This is a genomic window from Brevundimonas sp. (genome assembly GCF_032055285.1).
Lineage (GTDB): Bacteria > Pseudomonadota > Alphaproteobacteria > Caulobacterales > Caulobacteraceae > Brevundimonas.
In genome coordinates this window covers 293,110-311,771 of sequence record NZ_DAMBRE010000004.1, presented here as the reverse complement: position 1 = coordinate 311,771, position 18,662 = coordinate 293,110, and the positions used below count along the sequence as shown (strand labels likewise).

Sequence of the window (18,662 nt, the reverse complement as noted above, 5' to 3'; positions counted from 1 at the left end):
TGTGGGGAGGGTGACCGAGCCGATAGGCGAGGTCGGGTGGGGGCGCTTCGGCTGATCAAGCGTCACGTCCGGCATCGCCTGGCCCTCCCCACCCGGTCGCTGCGCGACCACCCTCCCCATGAAGGGGAGGGAGATGTATGGAAACGCCATGCGCCAGACATTCGACGAAACCACCGATCCGTCCTTCGGGGCCAAGCACCTGCCTCTGCTCCGCGCCGAGATGGCGAAGCAGGGCCTGGACGGCCTGCTGGTCCCGCACGAGGACGAGCATCAGAACGAATACCTGCCCGACGCCAGCGAGCGTCTGGCCTGGGTCAGCGGCTTCACCGGCTCAGCGGGGGCGGGCGTGGTGCTGATGGACAGGGCGGCGGTCTTCGTCGACGGCCGCTATACGGTTCAGGCCAAGGCGCAGACGGATCCGGCCCTGTTCGAGCGGGTCGAACTGAACAAACTGGCCGCCTGGCTGGAGACGCTTAGCGCCGGTTCGGTCATCGGCTATGACCCGCGCCTGCACAGTCCGGACGCCCTGGCGACCCTGCGCGCCGCGGTCGAGAAGGCCGGGGCGACGCTGAAGGCGGTCGAGCCCAACCCCATCGATCTGGCCTGGGGCGACGCTCGCCCGGCCCAGCCGCAGGCGCCGGTCGTGCCGCACGACGACGTCTATTCCGGCGAGAACGCCGCGCTGAAACGCGCCCGCATTGGCAAGGCCATCGCCGCCAAGGGCGCGGACGTCGCCGTTCTGACCTCGCCCTCATCGCTAGCCTGGCTGTTCAACATTCGCGGCGGCGACGTGATCCGCACGCCCCTGCCGCTGGGTCAGGCCGTGGTGAAGGCCGACGGCACGGCGAGCGTCTTCCTCGATCCCGCCAAGGTGACGAACGAACTGCCCGGCTGGCTGGGCGACGCCGTGACGCTGGAGGCGCCAGAGGCGCTTCCCGCCGCGCTGGACGCCCTGTCGGGCTGCAAGGTGCTGATCGACCCGGCGGTGTCCTCGGCCTGGTATTTCGACCGTCTGGAAGCTGCGGGCGCCAGCATCGTTCGCGGCATGGACCCCTGCGCCCTGCCGCGCGCGCAGAAGAACGCCGTCGAGATCGAGGGCAGCCGTCAGGCCCACATCCGCGACGGCGCGGCCCTGACCCGGTTCCTGCACTGGGTCGATACGGTCGCGCAGAAGGACCTGCCGGACGAGCGGGCGGTGGTCGAGGCGCTGGAAGGCTTCCGCGAGGCGACGGGGATGCTGAAGGACCTGTCCTTCGACACCATCGCCGGGGTCGGGCCGAACGGCGCCCTGCCGCACTACAAGCCGGTCGGGGCCAAGATCCGTCCGATGGAGGCGGGCAGCCTGCTGCTGGTGGACGGCGGCGGTCAGTATCTGGACGGGACCACGGACGTGACCCGCACCATGGCCATCGGCGAGGGCACGGCCGATCAGCGCCGCATGTTCACCCTGGTCCTGAAGGGCCACATCGCCATGGCGGTGATCCGCTTCCCCGCCGGGACGACGGGGCATCAGCTGGATGCGGTGGCGCGCCAGCCGCTGTGGAACGCGGGCTTTGACTTCGACCACGGCACCGGCCACGGCGTCGGCTCCTATCTGGGCGTGCATGAGGGGCCGCAGCGCATCGCCCCCTACGTCAACACCCAGCCGCTGCTGACCGGCATGATCCTGTCGAACGAGCCGGGCTATTATCGCGAAGGCGAGTGGGGCATCCGCATCGAGACGCTGCAGGTCGTCACGGCCCCGGCTCAGGTTCCGGGCGGCGAGCGGCCGATGCACGGCTTCGAGCAGCTGACCCTGGCCCCGCTGGATCGCCGTCTGATCGATACAGCGCTGCTGACGACCGACGAGCGGGCCTATGTCGACGCCTATCACGCCGAGGTTCTGGCCAAGGTCGGGCCTCTGCTGGCGCAGGGCGTGCAGAAGGACGAGGCGGCTCTGGACTGGCTGAAGGCGCAGACGGCGCCGCTGTAAGGCGATGATCGGCGCCATCGCCCTGCTGCTCGCCTGCCAGTTGGCGGGCGAGGTGATCCACCGGCTGACGGGTCTGCCGTTGCCGGGGTCGGTGATCGGCATGGTGTTGCTGCTGGCCTGGCTGGCCTTCGTGCCACGGGAGCGGCTGACGCTGACCCAGGTGACGGGCTGGCTGACGGCGCACCTGTCGATCATGTTCGTGCCCGCCGCCGTCGGCCTGATGGAGGAGGGGGCGATCCTGTCGCGCTATGGCCTCGGCATCGTCGTGGCGGTGGGGGTTTCGACCCTGCTGACGCTGGCGGTGACGGCCCTGGTGTTCCGCGCCGTGGCGGGGCGGGATGAGCCCGAAAGTGGGGAAGGCGCGTCGTGAGCGAACTGGTCGCGACGCCCCTGTTGTGGCTGGCAGTGACGCTGGTGGTGTTCGAGGCGGCGGACGTCCTGTCGCGGCGCAGCGGACGGCATCCGCTTTGCCATCCGGTGCTGTTGGCGACGCCGATGCTGATCGGCGTCCTGCTGACGACGAAGACGCCCTATCCCACCTATGCCGAGGCGACGCAGGTGCTGGGCTTCTTGCTGGGACCGGCGGTGGTGGGGCTGGCCGTGCCCATCTGGGCGCAGCGGGCGACGATCCGGCGTCTGGCCAAGCCGCTGGCCTGCGCCCTTCTGGCCGGGGCCGTAACGGCTATCGTCAGCGCCGTGGGCATCGTCTGGCTGTTCGGCGCGCCGGCCGAGATCATGGCTTCCATCGCCCCGCGCGCCACGACCACGCCGGTCGGCATGGCGGTGGCCTCTCAGCTGGGCGGCATTCCGGCGCTGGCGGCGGTGATCGTGCTGATGTCGGGCGTATTCGGGGCCATGACCGCCACGCCGCTGCTGAACCTGCTGAAGATCAGGGACTGGCGCGCGCGCGGCTTTGCGGTCGGCGTTTCGGCTCACGGATTCGGCGCGGCGCGGGCCTTTCAGGTGGATCAGACGGCGGGGGCCTTCGCCAGTCTGGGCATGGCGCTGAACGCGGTGGCGACGGCGACCATCCTGTCGATCGTGGCCGCCGTCTTCTGAGGGCCTACTGGATGCGGGTCCAGGTCTGGGTCTTGCACAGGGGGGCGACGATGCAGCCGCGCAGGCGCAGGCTGTTGTCGCTGGTCATGGTGATGGTGCCGCGATAGATGCCGCCGTCCGCCGGATTATAGACCGAACCGCCGCGCCATTCGGTCGGGCCGCCGGTGAAGCCGCTGAGCATGGTCAGGCCGCGCAGAGTGCGGTTGCGCTGGCTGGCGTCCTTGTTGTGTTCGTCGCGGGCGTTGGGCTCGGCGCGGAGATGGTTTGAAGTCACCAGGGCGCCGCACAGGGCCTGACCGCAGCGGGTGATGCGGACCTGACCGCCGTTGGTTGGGGTCTGCCACAGCCCGGTCGGATCAGCCGCCAGCGCGGGGGAGGCCAGGGCTGCGGCGACGACGGCGGCGGCGGCCAGGACGGAGAACTTCATCGGCGTATTCCTTCGGACGGATCGTTGAGCCGATCCTTGTCGATGAAGGGTGTTCCGGGTTTGGGTCTGAAACAAGGCCCAAATTCATCACGTTCGTTCAATGATTACATGACCTTAGGTCAATATCTGAGCGCGTCGGGCGACTAAGGCGATGGATTTCTGGAGCTTTTCCGCCGCCCGTCAGGCGACGCGCGGACGACGCGGGCGCGAGCCGGCCGAGGAGCAGGGGCTATAACCGGCGGCGTGCAGGCGACCGAGGCTGACGCCGGCCGCGCCGGCGAGCGTGGCGGCGCAGGCTGCCCTGTGAACCTGCAGCGCCTGCAGCGCGACTGAGGCGCAGGCGAAGGCGTCTTCGGCGGCGTCGTGGTGTTTGAACCGGATTCCCAGCTCGGCGCAGACATTGTTCAGCTTGTGCGAGGCGAACTCCGGCCAGGTGATCTGGGCCAGCTTGACCGTGCAGAGGTAGTCGAACTCGGGATAGGTCAGGCCATAGTGGTCGCAGGTCCCGCGGATGACGCTGACGTCGAAGGCGGCGTTGTGGGCCAGCACGGTGCGGCCTTCCAGACGCGGGGCGATGGCGGCCAGGACGGCTGGGAACTCCTCGGCGTCCTCGACCTGTTCGGGGCCGATGCCGTGGAAGGCGATGTTGAAGCTGGCGAAGCGCATGCCGGGCGGGCGGATGTAGTGGTGCTCGACGGACTCGATGACGCCGTCGTTGATCCAGGCGAGGCCGATCGAGCAGGGGCTGGAGCGCTGCTCGTTGGCGGTTTCGAAGTCGATGGCGACGGCGTGCATCAGGCGATCAATTCCAGCCACTCGTCCTCGGTCAGGACGGCGACGCCGTGTTTTTCGGCGTCCTTCAGCTTGGACCCGGCGCCGGGGCCGGCGACGACATAGTCGGTCTTCTTGGACACCGAGCCCGAGACCTTGGCCCCCAGGCTTTCGGCGCGGGCCTTGGCCTCATCGCGGGTGAAGCGTTCCAGCGAGCCGGTGAAGACCACGGTCTTGCCCGCCACGGGGCTGTCGGTGGTCGGGGCGGCGACGTCCTCGACCGCATCCAGTTCGGCCAGAAGGGCGTCCATGACGGCCTGATTGTGCGGCTCGTGGAAGAAGTGGGCCAGGGCCTCGGCGGCGACCGGCCCGACGCCGGAGACGCCCGCGATCTGGTTCAGGATCTCGGACGGGCCCTCGTTGCGGGCCACCTTGGCCCAACGGGTCAGGTCGGACCAGCCGCCTGAGATTTCCGCCAGCGAGCGGCGGGCGGGGGCGGCCATGCCGGGGAAGGCGAGGGCGATCTTCTGATCCATCGGCGCCTCGGGCCAGGGATCGGCCTCGGGCGGGCTCGCCTCGGCCATCAGGCCCAGGACGCGCGGCGAGATGGCGTGGGTGGCGGCCAGGGTTTTCCAGTCGTCGCTGGCCAGACCCTCGGACGCGGCCATGCAGGCGTCGCGGAAGGCGGTCCAACTGCCGAAAGCGCGCGACAGGACCAGCGAGGTCTGCTCGCCGATGTCGGGCACGCCCAGACCGAAGATCAGGCGGTCGAGGCTGATGGTGCGGCGGGCGTTGATCCCGGCGATCAGGTTGCGGACGCTGGTCTCGCCATAGCCGTCCTCGGCCCGCAGCAGGGCCAGCTTTTCTTCGTCGCGAGCCAGACGGAAGATGTCCGCCGGCTCCTTGATCCAGCCGCGCGCGTGGAAAGCGATCAGCTGCTTTTCTCCAAGGCCTTCAATGTCAAAGGCGCGGCGGCTGACAAAATGCTTGAGGCGTTCGACGATCTGGGCGTCGCAGATCAGGCCGCCGGTGCAGCGGCGTTTGACCTCGTCGCCCTCGCGCACGGCCTCCGATCCGCAGACGGGGCAGACGTGGGGGAAGGCGAAGGGAACGGCGTCGGCGGGGCGCAGATTTTCGACCACGCCGACGATCTGGGGAATGACGTCGCCGGCGCGTTGCAGGATGACTGTGTCGCCGATGCGCACGTCCTTGCGGGCGATCTCGTCCTCGTTGTGCAAGGTGGCGTTGCGCACCACGACGCCGCCGACGGTGACAGGGTGCAGGCGGGCGACGGGGGTCAGGGAGCCGGTGCGGCCGACCTGGATGTCGATGCCTTCCAGGACGGTCGTCGCCTGTTGCGCCGGGAACTTGTGGGCGATGGCCCAGCGGGGGCTGCGGGCGATGAAGCCGAGGCGCTGCTGCCAGTCCAGCCGGTCGACCTTGTAGACCACGCCGTCGATGTCGTAGCCGAGGCGGCTGCGGTCGGTTTCCAGTCCGCGATAGACGCCGATCAGGCCCTCGGCGCCCTCGACGCGGGTCGAGCGCTCGTTGACCTGAAAGCCCCAGGCGCGGAAGGCCTCCAGCGCGCCGTGTTGCGTTTCCGCAAACGGGGCCGAGGTCTCGCCACAGGCGTAGGCGAAGAAGGTTAGGGGGCGCAGGGCCGTGATCTTCGGGTCTTTCTGGCGCAGGGAGCCGGCGGCGAAGTTGCGCGGGTTGGCGTAGGTGCGGCGTCCCTCGGCCTCGGCGGCGGCGTTGAAGGCGTCGAAGGCGTCGTTGGGGGCATAGACCTCGCCCCGGATCTCGATGACGTCAGGCCAGCCCGAGCCGGTCAGGGTCTGGGGGATGCTGGCCAGGGTGCGCAGGTTGGCGGTCACGTCCTCGCCGGTCTTGCCGTCGCCGCGCGTGGCGCCCTGGACCAGAACGCCTTTTTCGTAGCGCAGGCTGGCGGACAGGCCGTCGATCTTGGGCTCGGCGACGAAGCCGATGGGCTCGTCGCCGGGCAGCTTCAGGAAGCGGGCGATGCGGGCGACGAAGTCGCGCACCTCGCCGTCGTCGAAGGCGTTGTCCAGCGACAGCATGGGCACGCCGTGGCGGACCTCGGCGAACTGGCTGGAAACCGGCGCGCCGACCCGTTGCGACGGCGAGACGGGGCTGGTCAGGGCGGGGAAGGCGGCCTCGATGGCCAGGGCGCGGCGCTTCAGCTCGTCGTAGTCGGCGTCGGAAATCTCGGGCGCGGCGTCGGCGTAGTAGAGGGCGTCGTGGCGGGCCAGTTCGGCGGACAGGTGCGCCAACTCCTCGCGGGCCTGGTCTTCGGTCAGGGTTTCGACAGGAGTTTCGGACATGGGAATCGCGCGGTCAGCCTTTAATCAGTCGCGCTGTTTAGCACTGGCGACGACGGGATCGCAGCGTCCATGACAGAAACGTAATCTGACGCGACAAGCTTGGCCCGCTAGCGTCCCGCCGACTGATATTCCGGAGCCCTCCATGCGTCCTGTTCTCGCCAGCCTGACCGCCATCGCCGCCGCCCTGACGCTGGCCGGCTGTGAGACCACGACGCCCGAGGCGGCTGCGACGGGTCCCGTAGCGACGACCGTCGCCGACTACACACAGCTGATGGACGACCTGCGCATCCTGTCGGCCGACGACATGCAGGGCCGCGACACGGGCTCGGAAGGCGGGGCCAAGGCGCGCGAATACATCGTAGCGCGGTTGGAGGCCCTGGGTGTTCAGCCGTCGCCGATGGGGCGGCTGCAGCCGTGGGAGATGCAGGGCCGCACGCGCGAGGGCGTGAAGACCTTCAGCGGGACCAACATCATCGGCGTCATTCCCGGCACGCGCGTGGCCGACAAATACATCGTGGTGACGGCCCACTACGACCACGTCGGGGTCAACAACGGCCAGATCTACAACGGCGCCGACGACAACGCCTCGGGCGTGGCGACCATGCTGGAGCTGGCCAAGCGGCTGAAGGCCAGCCCGCCGGAGCACAGCGTCCTGATCGTCGCCCTGGACGGCGAGGAGCGCAGCCTGCTGGGGGCCAAGCACTTCGTCGAGGCGCCGCCGGTGCCCCTGTCGTCGATTTCGATGAACCTCAACTTCGACATGACGGCGCGGGCCGACAGCGACGGCAAACTGTGGGTCACGGGCACCTATCAGCACCCCTATTTCCGCCCGCTGCTGGAACGCATCGCGCCGCGTGGGACGGTGTCGCTGGCCTTCGGCAAGGACACGCCCGAGGACAAGGGCGCCGACAACTGGGTCGAGGCGTCGGACCATGCCGCCTTCCACCGCGCGGGCCTGCCCTTCCTCTATTTCGGCGTGAACTATCATGCAGATTACCACCGCCCGACCGACGACTTCGACAAGGTGGTTCCGGCCACCTTCCAGTCCTCGACCGAGCTGGCGATCGAGGGCTTCCGCGCCCTGGATCAGTGGCTGGATCAGTGATGAAGCGGGCGCTGATGGTTGCGGCTCTGGCGGGCCTGACAGCGTTGGCGGCCTGCGACCGGCCCGCGACCTCGCCTGATGCGCCGACGGCGGCGTCGAAAGCCGCAGCCTTCACCCACGACCTGCCCGAAGACGTGTCCGGCTACTACCTGCCGACCGAGGAGGTGCGGGTCGACAACTGGCGGCTGCACCATGTCTTCATGGGGCAGGTCCCGGACTTTATCGCCTGGCAGGGCGGCGAGCGTCCGAGCGGCTTTGCGCCGGTGATGATCGAGTTCGAGGACATGGTCGGGCCGCCGCTGGAAAACGGAAACCGGCGTCGGCTGCGGCTGATCCCGGCGGGCTATGACGTGACCGAGGATCGGGTGCGGGTTCAGGCCCTGTCGGGAGGCCTGGGCGCGGTGTCGTTCGATGGAAAGCTAGACCAGGGCGCGCTGGCGACGGCGCGGCGCAATCTGGGAGATCAGGGCGTCGTCTTGAAGGGGACGCTCAAGGTCGGAAACCGGACCTTCAACAACGTATCGATGCGGTGGTGGGCGGGGGACTGATCCCTTCTCCTCCCCATGCAATGGGGAGGTGGCGCGGCGCGTTAGCGCCGTGACGGAGGGGCCGTTTCAAGCGTCGCCCCTCCACCACTTCGTGGTCCCCCTCCCCACAGAGTGGGGAGGAGAAGATCCTTAGGCGACGGTCGCCTTGACGATCTTGCCCGGCGCGCGGGGCGGCTCGCCCTTGGGCAGGGCGTCGACGTGTTCCATGCCTTCGATCACTTCGCCCCAGACGGTGTACTGGCGGTCCAGGAAACGGGCGTCGTCGAAGCAGATGAAGAACTGCGAGTTGGCGCTATCGGGGTTGGCGGTGCGGGCCATCGAGCAGACGCCGCGAACGTGCGGCTCAGCCGAGAATTCCTGCTTCAGGTTCGGCTTCTTGGAGCCCGAGGTGCCGGTGCCGGTCGGGTCGCCGCCCTGGGCCATGAAGCCCGGGATCACGCGGTGGAAGACGACGCCGTCATAGAAGCCTTCCGAAGCCAGGTCGGTGATCTGCTTGACGTGGTTCGGCGCCAGGTCGGGACGCAGCTTGATCACGACGTTGCGCTCTTCGCCGTCGCCGGTGTCGAGGGTGAAGGTCAGGGTTTGGTCGGCCATGAGGCTCTCCTTGGGGTGTGCGGACTAGAATTGTGCGCGGGTCATAGCGGCTGAACGCTGTCACGGCTATGTGGGAAGCATGACTGACGACGAAAAGCCCCTCGAGAAGCCGCCGGAACGCCGCCGGATGGTGCGCCCGCCCACGGGCGGCACCGCCGCCGGACGCGGCATGGGCCAGAAGATCAAGACCGCCGACAAGAAGACCCTGTCCAGCCAGGCCTGGATCAAGCGCCAGTTGTCGGACAAGTGGTCCGAGCGCGCGCGCGCCGAGGGCTGGCGCAGCCGCGCGGCCTTCAAGCTGATCGAGATCGACGACCGCTTCCGCCTGATCAAGAAGGGCTCGCGGGTCATTGACCTGGGCGCGGCGCCGGGCGGCTGGGTGCAGGTGGCGCTGGATCGCGGCGCGGCGGCGGTGGCGGGCGTGGACCTGCTGATGATCGAGCCGATTCCCGGCGCGACCCTGATTCAGGCCGACTTCACCCATCCCGGCGTGGACCAGCAACTGATCGACGCGATCGGCGGGCGACCGGACCTGGTGCTGTCGGACATGGCGCACAATACCGTGGGCCACCGTCAGACGGACCACCTGAAGATCATCGCCCTGATCGAGATCGCCGCCGACTTCGCCATCCGCACGCTGAAGCCGGGCGGAGCCTTCGTGTCCAAGAACTTCCAGGGCGGCGACGCCGGGGGCGTGCTGGCGCGACTGCGCGAAGAGTTCGAGACGGTGAAGTATGTGAAGCCGGAATCGAGCCGCAAGGGCAGCGCCGAGGTCTTTCTGGTGGCGCTGAACAAGCGGTAGGCCTTGCCTTTCCGTTCCGTCGTGATCTTCTAGCCGGCGTCGCGCCGCCGCGACGGGACGGAGCCGGACATGATCGCCCATGTGATCGCCGCCTTGATCTTGACGGGCGCCGCGAGCGGGCCGGCGGCTTCGGCCGTTCCTGTCGCGGATCTGCACGGTTTGAGCGTACCCGATGCGGCCAGGCGGCTGGGGGCGACGCGCGATCCGGCGCCGGCCATCAGCATGACCGGACCGCATGGGCGAGTTGATGTCTATCCGGTCCAGGCGTTGACGCCGATCGCGCCGCACGGCGAGGTCTGCGACGTCCGACTGGTTCCGCCCCAACGGGCGGGAGATCCCGTTCAGCTCTATGGACCGAACGCCCGGGCGGGCGCCTATGCGCGCACGGCCGCCGTCTATGTGGTCGCGCGCGACGGCAGGGTGGTCGAAGTGGTCAATCCGCCGATGCGCGCGCAGCCGCCGCGCGCCGAGGGCGAAAGCGCCGAACGCTACACCAGACGACTGATGCTCGAGGGCCGTGATCCCTGGCTGTCCGTCGCGCCCGGTCGTCTGCCGCTGTCGGATCTCGACGGCTTTCTGGAACGGCGTCCTGATCTTGCGGCCCCCGCCGGGGCCGTGGTGAAGCGGGCCTGCCGCACCGCGCCGATCATCTCGGCGGAACCCAGGGCGGACACGACGGGCGTGCTGCAAGGTCTGGCCCTGCTGCCTTTCGCCTGGCGTCTGCCGGCCCTGAACGAGCAGCGCCGCGAGGCGCAGGTCCGGGGTTCGGCCCTGTTCGCGCAAATGAGATTGGGGGAGGTCGTCCTGGGCGGCGGCGCCCGTTTCGCGGCCGAGAACCCTGGCGTGCGTCGCTATGCCGATGTCGAAGATCCGACCTATGAGGTGCTGTCGATCGACATGGGGGCGGAGGCCAGCAACAACCTGGCGCGCATGAACGCCGCCGCTCTGGTCGGCTTGCGCGACGGACGAGTGGTATGGCTCGCCGATGGCGGGGCGGCCGCCGGCCTGGGCCTGTTGACCGCGATGTGCGTGGATCGGTCGGCACGGGCGGGCGACCATCGCCCGGGCTGCACCGATACGGGCTACTTCTATCCCTGAGCCGGGGCTGAGCGGTTCGGATGATCAGGCGGTCGCGGCCTCCGCAGCCCGGCGGGCCTTGTTCGCCTCGATGCGGGTCCAGATGCGGTCGTGCAGGGTGAAGAAGACCGTCTGCACCAGGGGCTCGACAGTGCCGATGGCCAGGGCGACGCGCCAGTCGCGGGTCAGGGCGAAGGCGACCAGCACCGCCACCGTGAAGTGCATGACGCCATAGGTCACCGTCTTCAGCGCCACCTGTTTCAGGCTGCGGGGCAGGACGTGGCTGTGGCCGTGACAGCCGTGGTGATTGTGGGCGCGGTTCTGCTCGTGGGCGTTCATCAGCTCCAGACGGGCGGTGACGGCCTCAGCGGTTTCCTCGAAGCCCGACAGCATCCGGCGCTGCTCGATGCGGTGCCAGACGCGGTCGTGGATCGAATAGGCCAGGGTCTGGACGATCGGCTCGACCACTCCGACCGCGAGGGCTATGCGCCAGTCGCGCGTCAGAGCGAAGGCCACCAGAATCGCGACGATCAGGTGCATGGCTCCATAGCTCGCAATCTTGAGCGCGAGGCGTCGGGCTGTACTGATTAATATGCGAACCATTCGCAATACTTGGGTTGAGGCGCGCCGAAGCGCAAGGCAATTCCTCTTATTCCAAGCATAGCTCCGGCTTGGGGTTGCGGTTCCCCAGCATGGGGCGTTATACGCGGCCCGCAAAACGGAGACTCCCCCATGGAGATACGCGAAGGCCTCACCTTCGACGATGTTTTGCTCGAACCCGGCCCGTCCGAGATCATGCCTGCGATGGCGGATGTCTCGACCCAGCTGACGCGCAACATCAAGCTGAACATCCCGCTGCTGTCGTCCGCCATGGACACGGTGACCGAAAGCCGGCTGGCCATCGCCATGGCGCAGGCCGGCGGTCTGGGCGTGCTTCACCGCAACATGACCATCGAGGAGCAGGCCGAGCAGGTCCGCGCCGTCAAACGCTATGAAAGCGGCATGGTCATCAACCCGGTGACCGTCTCGCCCGACACGACCCTGGGCGAGGTTCGCCAGATCGTCGCCGCCAAGAAGATCACCGGCTTCCCGGTGGTCGATCCGGCGACGGGCAAGCTGGTCGGCATGCTGACCAACCGCGACATGCGCTTCGAAGGCGACCCGTCGATCAAGGCCTCGGCCCTGATGACGACCGGCGACCTGATCACCGTGCGCGAAGGCGCCGGCCGTGAAGAGGCCCGGAACCTGCTGCGCACCCGCAAGATCGAACGCGTCATCGTCGTCGACGAGGACTATCGCGCGGTCGGCCTGATCACCATGAAGGACATCGAGAAGGCCCAGGCCTTCCCGAACGCCGCCAAGGACGAGCAGGGCCGCCTGCTGGTCGGGGCCGCCTCGACGGTCGGCGACGCCGGCTATGAGCGGGCCATGGCTCTGGCTGAGGCGGGCTGCGACGTGGTGGTGATTGACACCGCCCACGGCCACTCGGCCTCGGTGGCCCAGGTGGTCGAGCGCATCAAGCGCGAGAACAACCGTCTGCAGATCATCGCCGGCAACGTCGCCACCTATGACGCCACCCGCGCCCTGATCGACGCGGGCGCTGACGCCGTGAAGGTCGGCATCGGCCCGGGCAGCATCTGCACCACCCGCATCGTTGCGGGCGTGGGCGTGCCGCAGCTGACGGCCATCATGGATTCGGCCCGCGCCGCCAAGGACACGGGCGCCACGGTCATCGCCGACGGCGGCATCAAGTATTCGGGCGACATGGCCAAGGCCATCGCGGCCGGCGCCAGCGTGGCCATGATGGGCTCGATGTTCGCCGGGACCGATGAATCGCCGGGCGAGGTCTTCCTGTACCAGGGCCGCAGCTACAAGTCGTATCGCGGCATGGGCTCGGTCGGCGCCATGGGCGCGGGCTCGGCGGACCGTTACTTCCAGAAGGAAGTCTCGTCCGAGAAGCTGGTGCCGGAAGGCATCGAGGGCCAGACCGCCTACAAGGGGCCGATCGCACCGGTCATCCACCAGATGGTCGGCGGCCTGCGCGCCTCCATGGGCTATGTCGGCGGCGCCACCATCAAGGACTTCCAGGAACGCGCCCGTTTCGTGCGCATCACCAATGCGGGCCTGCGCGAAAGCCATGTCCACGACGTGATGATCACGCGCGAGGCGCCGAACTATCGTCAGGGCTGATCCCCTGATCCGCTCCCGGTCTTCGGATCGGGAGCGGTTTCGTTTTGACGGGTTGCGGAGGGCCGGGCGTGACGACTGAACTGACCTATCTGGCGGCAACGTTGGTGTTGGCCTTGGTGCAGATACTTCTGCCCGCAGGCGCGCGGACGATGGAGTTCGGCATCGGCTGGAACGCCGGAGCCCGCGATCAGACGCCGGAGTCGCATAACCCTGTCGTCGGTCGCCTCGAAAGAGCCCAGAGCAACCTGTACGAGACCCTGCCGCCGTTCATCGGCGCTGTCCTGGTCGCCCACGTCACGGGCGCGGAGAGCGCCCTGACCCTGTGGGGCGTCGCCCTCTATTTCTGGGCGCGCGTCGCCTATATCCCGCTTTACGCCCTCGGCGTGCCCTATATCCGGTCGCTGGTCTGGCTGGTCTCGCTCGCGGGACTGATCCTGATCCTTGTGGCCCTTTTCATCTGATCCGAGACCCGATTGACCCCTGCAGCCCGCCTCGCCGCCGCCGCCTCCGTCCTCGACAGCATCGCTCACAGCCGCCAGCCGGCCGAGGTGGTGCTGAAGGCCTGGAGCGCGGCCAACCGCTATGCGGGGTCCAAGGATCGTCGCGCCATCGCCGACCGCGTCTACAAGGTCATCCGCGCCCGCGGCCGTCTGGTCTGGGCCATGGGCGGGCGTGAAGACGGTCGCGCCCTGGTCATCGGCTCGCTGTCGCTGATCGACGGCCTGCCGCTGGACGAGATCGAGGCCCTGCACTCGGGCGAGGGCTATGGCCCGCGTCCGCTGTCAAAGCAGGAGCGCGGCCGCATCACCTCGGCGCCCGGCGAGCTGCCGGGCTGGGTCGCCGCCGGCCTGCCCGAGTTCGTGGTCGAGGACTTCAAGACCACCTTCGGCGACCGCTGGACCGAGGAGGCCCACGAGCTGATGGCGCCGCGCGCGCCGATCGACCTGCGCGTCAATCTGGCCAAGACGACCGTTGCGGGCGTCGAGGCGGAACTGACCGAGGCCGGTCTGACGCCCCAGCGCACGCCCTGGTCGGCTGCGGGGTTGCGTCTGTCGGCCGAGCCGCCGCCGAACGTTCAGGCGCTGGAGGCCTTCAAGCAGGGCCATATCGAAATTCAGGACGAAGGCAGCCAGGTCGCCTGCTGGCTGACGGGCGTCGAGCCCGGCATGACCGTCGTCGACTATTGCGCCGGCGGCGGCGGCAAGACCCTGGGTCTGGCCATGCTGGGCCAGCCGGTCGCGACCAAGGCCGCTGTGGCCGAGGCGCCCGCCGCCCCGGTCGCCGTCTGGTCGCCGGTCGGCGGGGACGGGCAGGGGGCCGTGGTCCAACCCAAGCCCAAGGCCAAGCCGGTCGCCGAGATGGGCATCCGCCTGTTCGCCTATGACGTGGTGCAGAAGCGTCTGGACAACATCCGTCCGCGCCTGAGCCGCGCCGGCGTCTCCGCTGATCTGCGCCTGCTGGGCCAGAACGGCGGCGGGGTCGAGGACCTGGTGCGTCAGGCCGACGTGGTCCTGGTCGATGCGCCGTGCAGCGGTTCGGGCACCTGGCGTCGTCGTCCCGAGGACGCCTGGCGTCTGAAGCCGGAAGAGGTCGAGCGCCTGCACGCCCTGCAGGTCCAGATCCTGGGCCGCGCCGCCGAACTGGTGAAGCCGGGCGGGCGTCTGGTCTTCGTCACCTGCTCCATGCTGCGCGGCGAGAACGAGGCCACGGCCGACGCCTTCGAGGAAAACAACCCCGCCTTCGCTCCGGTCCCGGTGGCCGAGGCCTTGAAGACGGCGAACCTGACCGACGCCGCCCGCGAACGTCTGGGCCAACTGGCCGAGGGGCATCGCCTGCGCCTGTCGCCCGCCTCGACCGGCACCGACGGTTTCTTCGCCGCCGTCTATGAGCGCACGGCATGAGCGACGGGCGATCCGAAGACATCTACGGCCTGACGGTTCTGCCGGTCATGGCGGCGCCCGCCGAATACGGCGCGGCCCTGCAGGCGCGGATCACACCCCTGATGACCGGCATCGGTCCGGTCGAGGCGGCCATCGCCCTGACCGCCGCCCTGACACGGCTGGAGGCGGACGACGCCTTGCCGGACCTGATCGTGTCTCTGGGCTCGTGCGGGTCGCGCGATCTGGAGCACGCGGCGGTCTATCAGGCCTCGTCCGTATCCTATCGCGACATGGACGCCAGCCCCCTGGGCTTCGAGAAGGGCAAGACGCCGCTGCTGGACCTGCCCGCCGTCCTGCCTCTCCCTTGCCCCATCCCCGGCGTGCCGACCGCGACCCTGTCGACCGGCGCCAATGTCGTCTCGGGCGCCGCCTATGACGCCATCGACGCCGAGATGGTGGACATGGAGACCTTCGCCCTGCTGCGTGTCGCCCAGACCTTCGGCGTGCCTCTGGTCGCCCTGCGCGGCGTCAGCGACGGCAAGAGCGAGCTGTCGAGGCTGGAGGACTGGACCGCGTATCTGCATCTGGTTGACGCCAACCTGGCCGCCGCCTGGGACCGTCTGTCCGAGGTGCTGACGACGCAGGGACTGGCCGCGTTGGCCGATGTGCCCGCTTCGCGACTTGATCCCGACGTCTTCACCCGTCAAGAACCCGCCCCATCAACGCCCGCTTCGGATTCTGAGCCCTCATGACCGCGCCCCACACGCATGAAGCCGTGCTGATTGTCGATTTCGGCAGTCAGGTGACCCAGTTGATCGCGCGCCGCCTGCGCGAAGCCGGCGTCTATTGCGAGATCCATCCGTTCAACAAGGCGGGGGAGGCGCTGAAGACGGTGGCCCCCAAGGCCATCATCCTGTCGGGCGGCCCCAACTCGACCACCGACGCCGACAGCCCCAAGGCTGACCACGCCCTGTTCGAGGCCGGCGTGCCGGTGCTGGGCATCTGCTACGGCGAGCAGACCATCTGCGCCGAGCTGGGCGGCAAGGTCGAGAGCGGCCACCACCGCGAGTTCGGCCGCGCCGAGATCGTCATCACCCGCGAAAGCCCGCTTTTCGCCGGCATCGGGGCCGTCGATCACCGCGAAACCGTCTGGATGAGCCACGGCGACCGCGTCACCGCCATCCCCGAAGGCTTCCACGTCATCGCCACCTCGGAAGGCGCGCCCTATGCCGCCATCGCCAATGAGGAGCGCAAGATCTACGGCGTGCAGTTCCACCCGGAGGTGATGCACACCCCGCGCGGCGCCGTGCTCCTGAAGAACTTCACCCACGGCATCGCCGGCCTGACCGGCGACTGGACCATGGCCGCCTATCGCGACGAGCAGATCGCCAAGATCCGCGAGCAGGTCGGTTCGGCCAAGGTGGTCTGCGGCCTGTCGGGCGGGGTGGACAGCTCCGTCGCCGCCGTCCTGATCCACGAAGCCATCGGCGATCAACTGACCTGCGTCTTCGTGGACACCGGCCTGCTGCGCAAGGACGAGGCCAAGCAGGTCACGGAACTGTTCCGAGAACACTATAACATCCCGCTGGTGCATGTTGATGCGTCGAAGGAATTCCTCGGCGAACTGGCCGGGATTTCGGACCCGGAAACCAAGCGCAAGACCATCGGCCGCGTCTTCATCGAGATCTTCGACCGCGAGGCCGCCAAGATCGAAGGCGCCGAGTTCCTGGCCCAGGGCACCCTCTATCCCGACGTGATCGAGAGCGTCTCCGCCTCGGGCGGCCCCTCGGCCGTGATCAAGAGCCACCACAACGTCGGCGGCCTGCCGGACTTCATGAAGTTGAAGCTGGTCGAGCCGCTGCGCGAACTGTTCAAGGACGAGGTCCGCGCTCTGGGCCGCGAACTGGGACTGACCGATGCCTTCGTCGGACGCCACCCCTTCCCGGGGCCGGGCCTGGCCATCCGCATCCCCGGCGAGATCACGCCCGAAGCCGTCGCCACCCTGCAGGACGCGGACGCCATCTACCTTGAGGAAATCCGCAAGGCCGGCCTCTACGACGACATCTGGCAGGCCTTCGCCGTCCTGCTGCCGGTCAAGACGGTCGGCGTCATGGGCGACGCCCGGACCTATGAAAAGGTCCTAGCCCTGCGCGCCGTCAGCTCCACCGACGGCATGACCGCCGACTTCTACCAGTTCCCCTGGGACATCCTGGCCAAGACCGCCACGCGCATCATCAACGAGGTCCGCGGCGTCAACCGCGTCGTTTACGACGTGACCTCCAAGCCCCCCGGCACCATCGAGTGGGAATAATTCAGGCCTTTCGGAGCCTTTCGAAATCACTTCCGAAAGCGCCGATAAGTCACTGACGTAAAAGTGAATTCTGACGAGACCCTTCGAAGCCTTTCGGAGGGTCTCTTTTTTGTGATGACGGCTTTCCTGACGGTCTCGCGTCCGTTGCCTCAGCCGCCCCTGCTCCATACCGTCACAGGCTCAAGGGGGTCCTGACGGTCTTTTGCAGGGGAAATGGCATGCTTACCGACGCAGAACTGAGGAATACGCGAGATCCTGGCTGCCGGCACCAACGCCTCCTAGTCGACCATCGCGCCTCCTACGCAGTTTTCGGCGTCAGGATGAGGGCGCTGCTCCCGACGAAGCCCCGCTGCATCAGCAGCGGGGCTTTTTTGCCTGGGCCGACTCCTCGGCGGTAGGCGTGGGGCTGACGTCTCCGGGATGCACCTGATGGCGGATTAGGCGAGGGCATGAGTGCATCGCGTATCTGCGCAGAGGAGCGGCCGATGGCGAGGTTGAAGAACAAGATCATGTGGAGAGTGCTTGCAGTCCTCGGCGCTGGCTGGCTTGGGCTGGCAGGCGAGGTGCAGGCCTCGGAAAGCGGGACCAGCGTCTATTTGCTGGGCTCGGGCGGGCCCGGTACGGCGATCATGCCGCCGGTTCGGGGCGTCTTTTTCGCCAACTCCGCCTATTATTATTCGGGCGAGGCGGGCGCCGCCCTGCAAATCCCTATAGGCGGCTCGATCGTCGCCGACCTGGACGCGACCGTGGTGGCTGATTTTCCCGCCGCCCTATGGGTGCCGACGACCGACTTTGCCGGAGGAACCCTGGCCCTGGCCATGGTCGTTCCGCTTGGCCGGCCTGACATCAGCGTGTCGGCGGTCATCAGCGATCCTCAGGGAAACCCGTTCAGCGGATCGCGACAGGACGACGCCTTTGTAGTCGGCGACCCGGTGCTCAACGCCATGCTGGGTTGGACGAAGGGCAATTACCATTGGCAGGTCAGCACCATGGTGAATGTACCGATCGGCGACTATCGGAAGGACCAACTGGCGAACCTGGCCTTCAATCGTTGGGCGGTCGATGGTTCGGCGGCCCTGACCTGGCATGACGCCGAAAGCGGCTGGGACATCAGCGCCAAGACCGGCCTGACCTTCAATGGCGAGAATGATCACACCGCCTATGAGACGGGTACGGAGTGGCATACGGAAGTCTCGGTGGAGCGGATCTTCTCCGAGACTTTCTCGGCCGGGGTTCAGGTGTATCGCTTCCAGCAGATCAGCGGCGACTCCGGCGCCGGGGCGCGGCTGGGCGAGTTCAAGGGCGAGGCGACTGGCGTCGGCGTCACCGCCGCCTGAAACATGCAGATCGCCCAACGACCAGCCAGCCTGCGCCTGCGCGCGTTCAAAGAGTTCGACGTGAAGAACCGACTGGAGGGCGAGTCTGTCTTTCTCGACTTCTCCATTCCCCTGGTCATGCGCATGCCGGGCGGGTGATCCGGGAACTTGTTGCGCTCAGGGATTCAACCGATGGCGCGAGAGCATGGCGGAGGGTTTGTTGGGGACGTTCGATCATTCGTCCCCCGCCCCACGCACAGGGGGGGAT

At 68.1% G+C, this 18,662-nt stretch carries 19 protein-coding genes; 14 read left to right on the top strand and 5 right to left on the bottom strand.

The features are described 5' to 3' along the window. Positions 1-148 precede the first annotated feature (148 nt). Genes RTY13_RS11865 through RTY13_RS11855 form a run of 3 tightly spaced genes read left to right on the top strand, consistent with a single transcriptional unit; the run spans position 149 to position 3,031 of the window. Positions 149-1,972 carry an aminopeptidase P family protein gene (locus tag RTY13_RS11865; RefSeq protein ID WP_312783658.1) on the top strand — a complete coding sequence of 608 codons (1,824 nt, stop codon included), beginning with the start codon at positions 149-151 and terminating at the stop codon, positions 1,970-1,972. Between the two features lie 4 nt (positions 1,973-1,976). Beyond that, positions 1,977-2,342, top strand: a complete 366-nt coding sequence (locus RTY13_RS11860) for a CidA/LrgA family protein (RefSeq protein ID WP_312783656.1) — start codon at positions 1,977-1,979, stop codon at positions 2,340-2,342. After that, a complete protein-coding gene (locus RTY13_RS11855) occupies positions 2,339-3,031 on the top strand; it encodes an LrgB family protein (protein ID WP_312783654.1) in 693 nt (230 codons plus the stop codon). The genes RTY13_RS11860 and RTY13_RS11855 overlap by 4 nt, the downstream gene beginning before the upstream one ends. Before the next feature lie 4 nt (positions 3,032-3,035). Here the strand turns inward: RTY13_RS11855 and RTY13_RS11850 are convergent, their stop codons facing one another. From RTY13_RS11850 to ligA, 3 genes are all read right to left on the bottom strand, one after another. Further along, positions 3,036-3,458, bottom strand: a complete 423-nt coding sequence (locus RTY13_RS11850) for a DUF2147 domain-containing protein (RefSeq protein WP_312783652.1) — start codon at positions 3,456-3,458, stop codon at positions 3,036-3,038. Positions 3,459-3,638: 180 nt separating this feature from the next. Next, entirely contained in the window at positions 3,639-4,274 is a 636-nt protein-coding gene (locus RTY13_RS11845; RefSeq protein ID WP_312783651.1) for a 3'-5' exonuclease, read from the bottom strand. After that, positions 4,253-6,571, bottom strand: coding sequence for an NAD-dependent DNA ligase LigA (gene ligA, locus RTY13_RS11840; RefSeq protein WP_312783650.1), 2,319 nt, complete (start codon positions 6,569-6,571; stop codon positions 4,253-4,255). The genes RTY13_RS11845 and ligA overlap by 22 nt, the downstream gene beginning before the upstream one ends. Before the next feature lie 142 nt (positions 6,572-6,713). Here ligA and RTY13_RS11835 point away from each other — a divergent pair, with 142 nt between their 5' ends. Both RTY13_RS11835 and RTY13_RS11830 read left to right on the top strand, forming a co-directional pair. After that, positions 6,714-7,676: a M28 family peptidase gene (locus RTY13_RS11835; protein WP_312783648.1), complete on the top strand. Its 963-nt coding sequence runs from the start codon at positions 6,714-6,716 to the stop codon at positions 7,674-7,676. Then, positions 7,676-8,224, top strand: coding sequence for a hypothetical protein (locus tag RTY13_RS11830; RefSeq protein ID WP_312783646.1), 549 nt, complete (start codon positions 7,676-7,678; stop codon positions 8,222-8,224). The genes RTY13_RS11835 and RTY13_RS11830 overlap by 1 nt, the downstream gene beginning before the upstream one ends. 129 nt (positions 8,225-8,353) lie before the next feature. On the opposite strand, the gene RTY13_RS11825 is transcribed toward RTY13_RS11830, so the two are convergent. Continuing rightward, a complete protein-coding gene (locus RTY13_RS11825; RefSeq protein WP_312783644.1) occupies positions 8,354-8,818 on the bottom strand; it encodes a peptidylprolyl isomerase in 465 nt (154 codons plus the stop codon). A 79-nt stretch (positions 8,819-8,897) separates the two neighbouring features. Between RTY13_RS11825 and RTY13_RS11820 the strand changes: the two genes are divergently transcribed. After that, on the top strand, positions 8,898-9,620 hold the full coding sequence (locus RTY13_RS11820; protein WP_312783642.1) for an RlmE family RNA methyltransferase: 723 nt from the start codon (positions 8,898-8,900) through the stop codon (positions 9,618-9,620). A gap of 69 nt (positions 9,621-9,689) precedes the next feature. Next, on the top strand, positions 9,690-10,718 hold the full coding sequence (locus RTY13_RS11815; protein WP_312783640.1) for a hypothetical protein: 1,029 nt from the start codon (positions 9,690-9,692) through the stop codon (positions 10,716-10,718). Positions 10,719-10,742: 24 nt separating this feature from the next. Here the strand turns inward: RTY13_RS11815 and RTY13_RS11810 are convergent, their stop codons facing one another. After that, a complete protein-coding gene (locus RTY13_RS11810; RefSeq protein WP_312783638.1) occupies positions 10,743-11,300 on the bottom strand; it encodes a DUF2061 domain-containing protein in 558 nt (185 codons plus the stop codon). Positions 11,301-11,429: 129 nt separating this feature from the next. Between RTY13_RS11810 and guaB the strand changes: the two genes are divergently transcribed. The 7 genes from guaB (at position 11,430) to RTY13_RS11775 (ending at position 18,553) form a co-directional block, all read left to right on the top strand. Further along, positions 11,430-12,887 (top strand): IMP dehydrogenase, encoded by a 1,458-nt coding sequence (guaB, locus tag RTY13_RS11805; protein WP_312783636.1) that lies wholly within the window; start codon positions 11,430-11,432, stop codon positions 12,885-12,887. Positions 12,888-12,955: 68 nt separating this feature from the next. After that, positions 12,956-13,348: an MAPEG family protein gene (locus tag RTY13_RS11800; RefSeq protein WP_312783634.1), complete on the top strand. Its 393-nt coding sequence runs from the start codon at positions 12,956-12,958 to the stop codon at positions 13,346-13,348. A 12-nt stretch (positions 13,349-13,360) separates the two neighbouring features. Continuing rightward, positions 13,361-14,788: an RsmB/NOP family class I SAM-dependent RNA methyltransferase gene (locus RTY13_RS11795; protein ID WP_312783632.1), complete on the top strand. Its 1,428-nt coding sequence runs from the start codon at positions 13,361-13,363 to the stop codon at positions 14,786-14,788. Next, positions 14,785-15,519 (top strand): 5'-methylthioadenosine/S-adenosylhomocysteine nucleosidase, encoded by a 735-nt coding sequence (locus RTY13_RS11790; RefSeq protein ID WP_312783630.1) that lies wholly within the window; start codon positions 14,785-14,787, stop codon positions 15,517-15,519. Before RTY13_RS11795 ends, RTY13_RS11790 begins: the two co-directional genes overlap by 4 nt. Next, positions 15,516-17,078: a glutamine-hydrolyzing GMP synthase gene (gene guaA, locus RTY13_RS11785; protein ID WP_312783628.1), complete on the top strand. Its 1,563-nt coding sequence runs from the start codon at positions 15,516-15,518 to the stop codon at positions 17,076-17,078. Before RTY13_RS11790 ends, guaA begins: the two co-directional genes overlap by 4 nt. 485 nt (positions 17,079-17,563) lie before the next feature. Beyond that, the gene (locus RTY13_RS11780) at positions 17,564-18,415 is read left to right on the top strand and encodes a transporter (protein ID WP_312783626.1); all 852 of its coding nucleotides are present in this window, start codon (positions 17,564-17,566) and stop codon (positions 18,413-18,415) included. Positions 18,416-18,418: 3 nt separating this feature from the next. Next, positions 18,419-18,553 carry a hypothetical protein gene (locus RTY13_RS11775; protein ID WP_312783624.1) on the top strand — a complete coding sequence of 45 codons (135 nt, stop codon included), beginning with the start codon at positions 18,419-18,421 and terminating at the stop codon, positions 18,551-18,553. Positions 18,554-18,662: the final 109 nt, after the last annotated feature.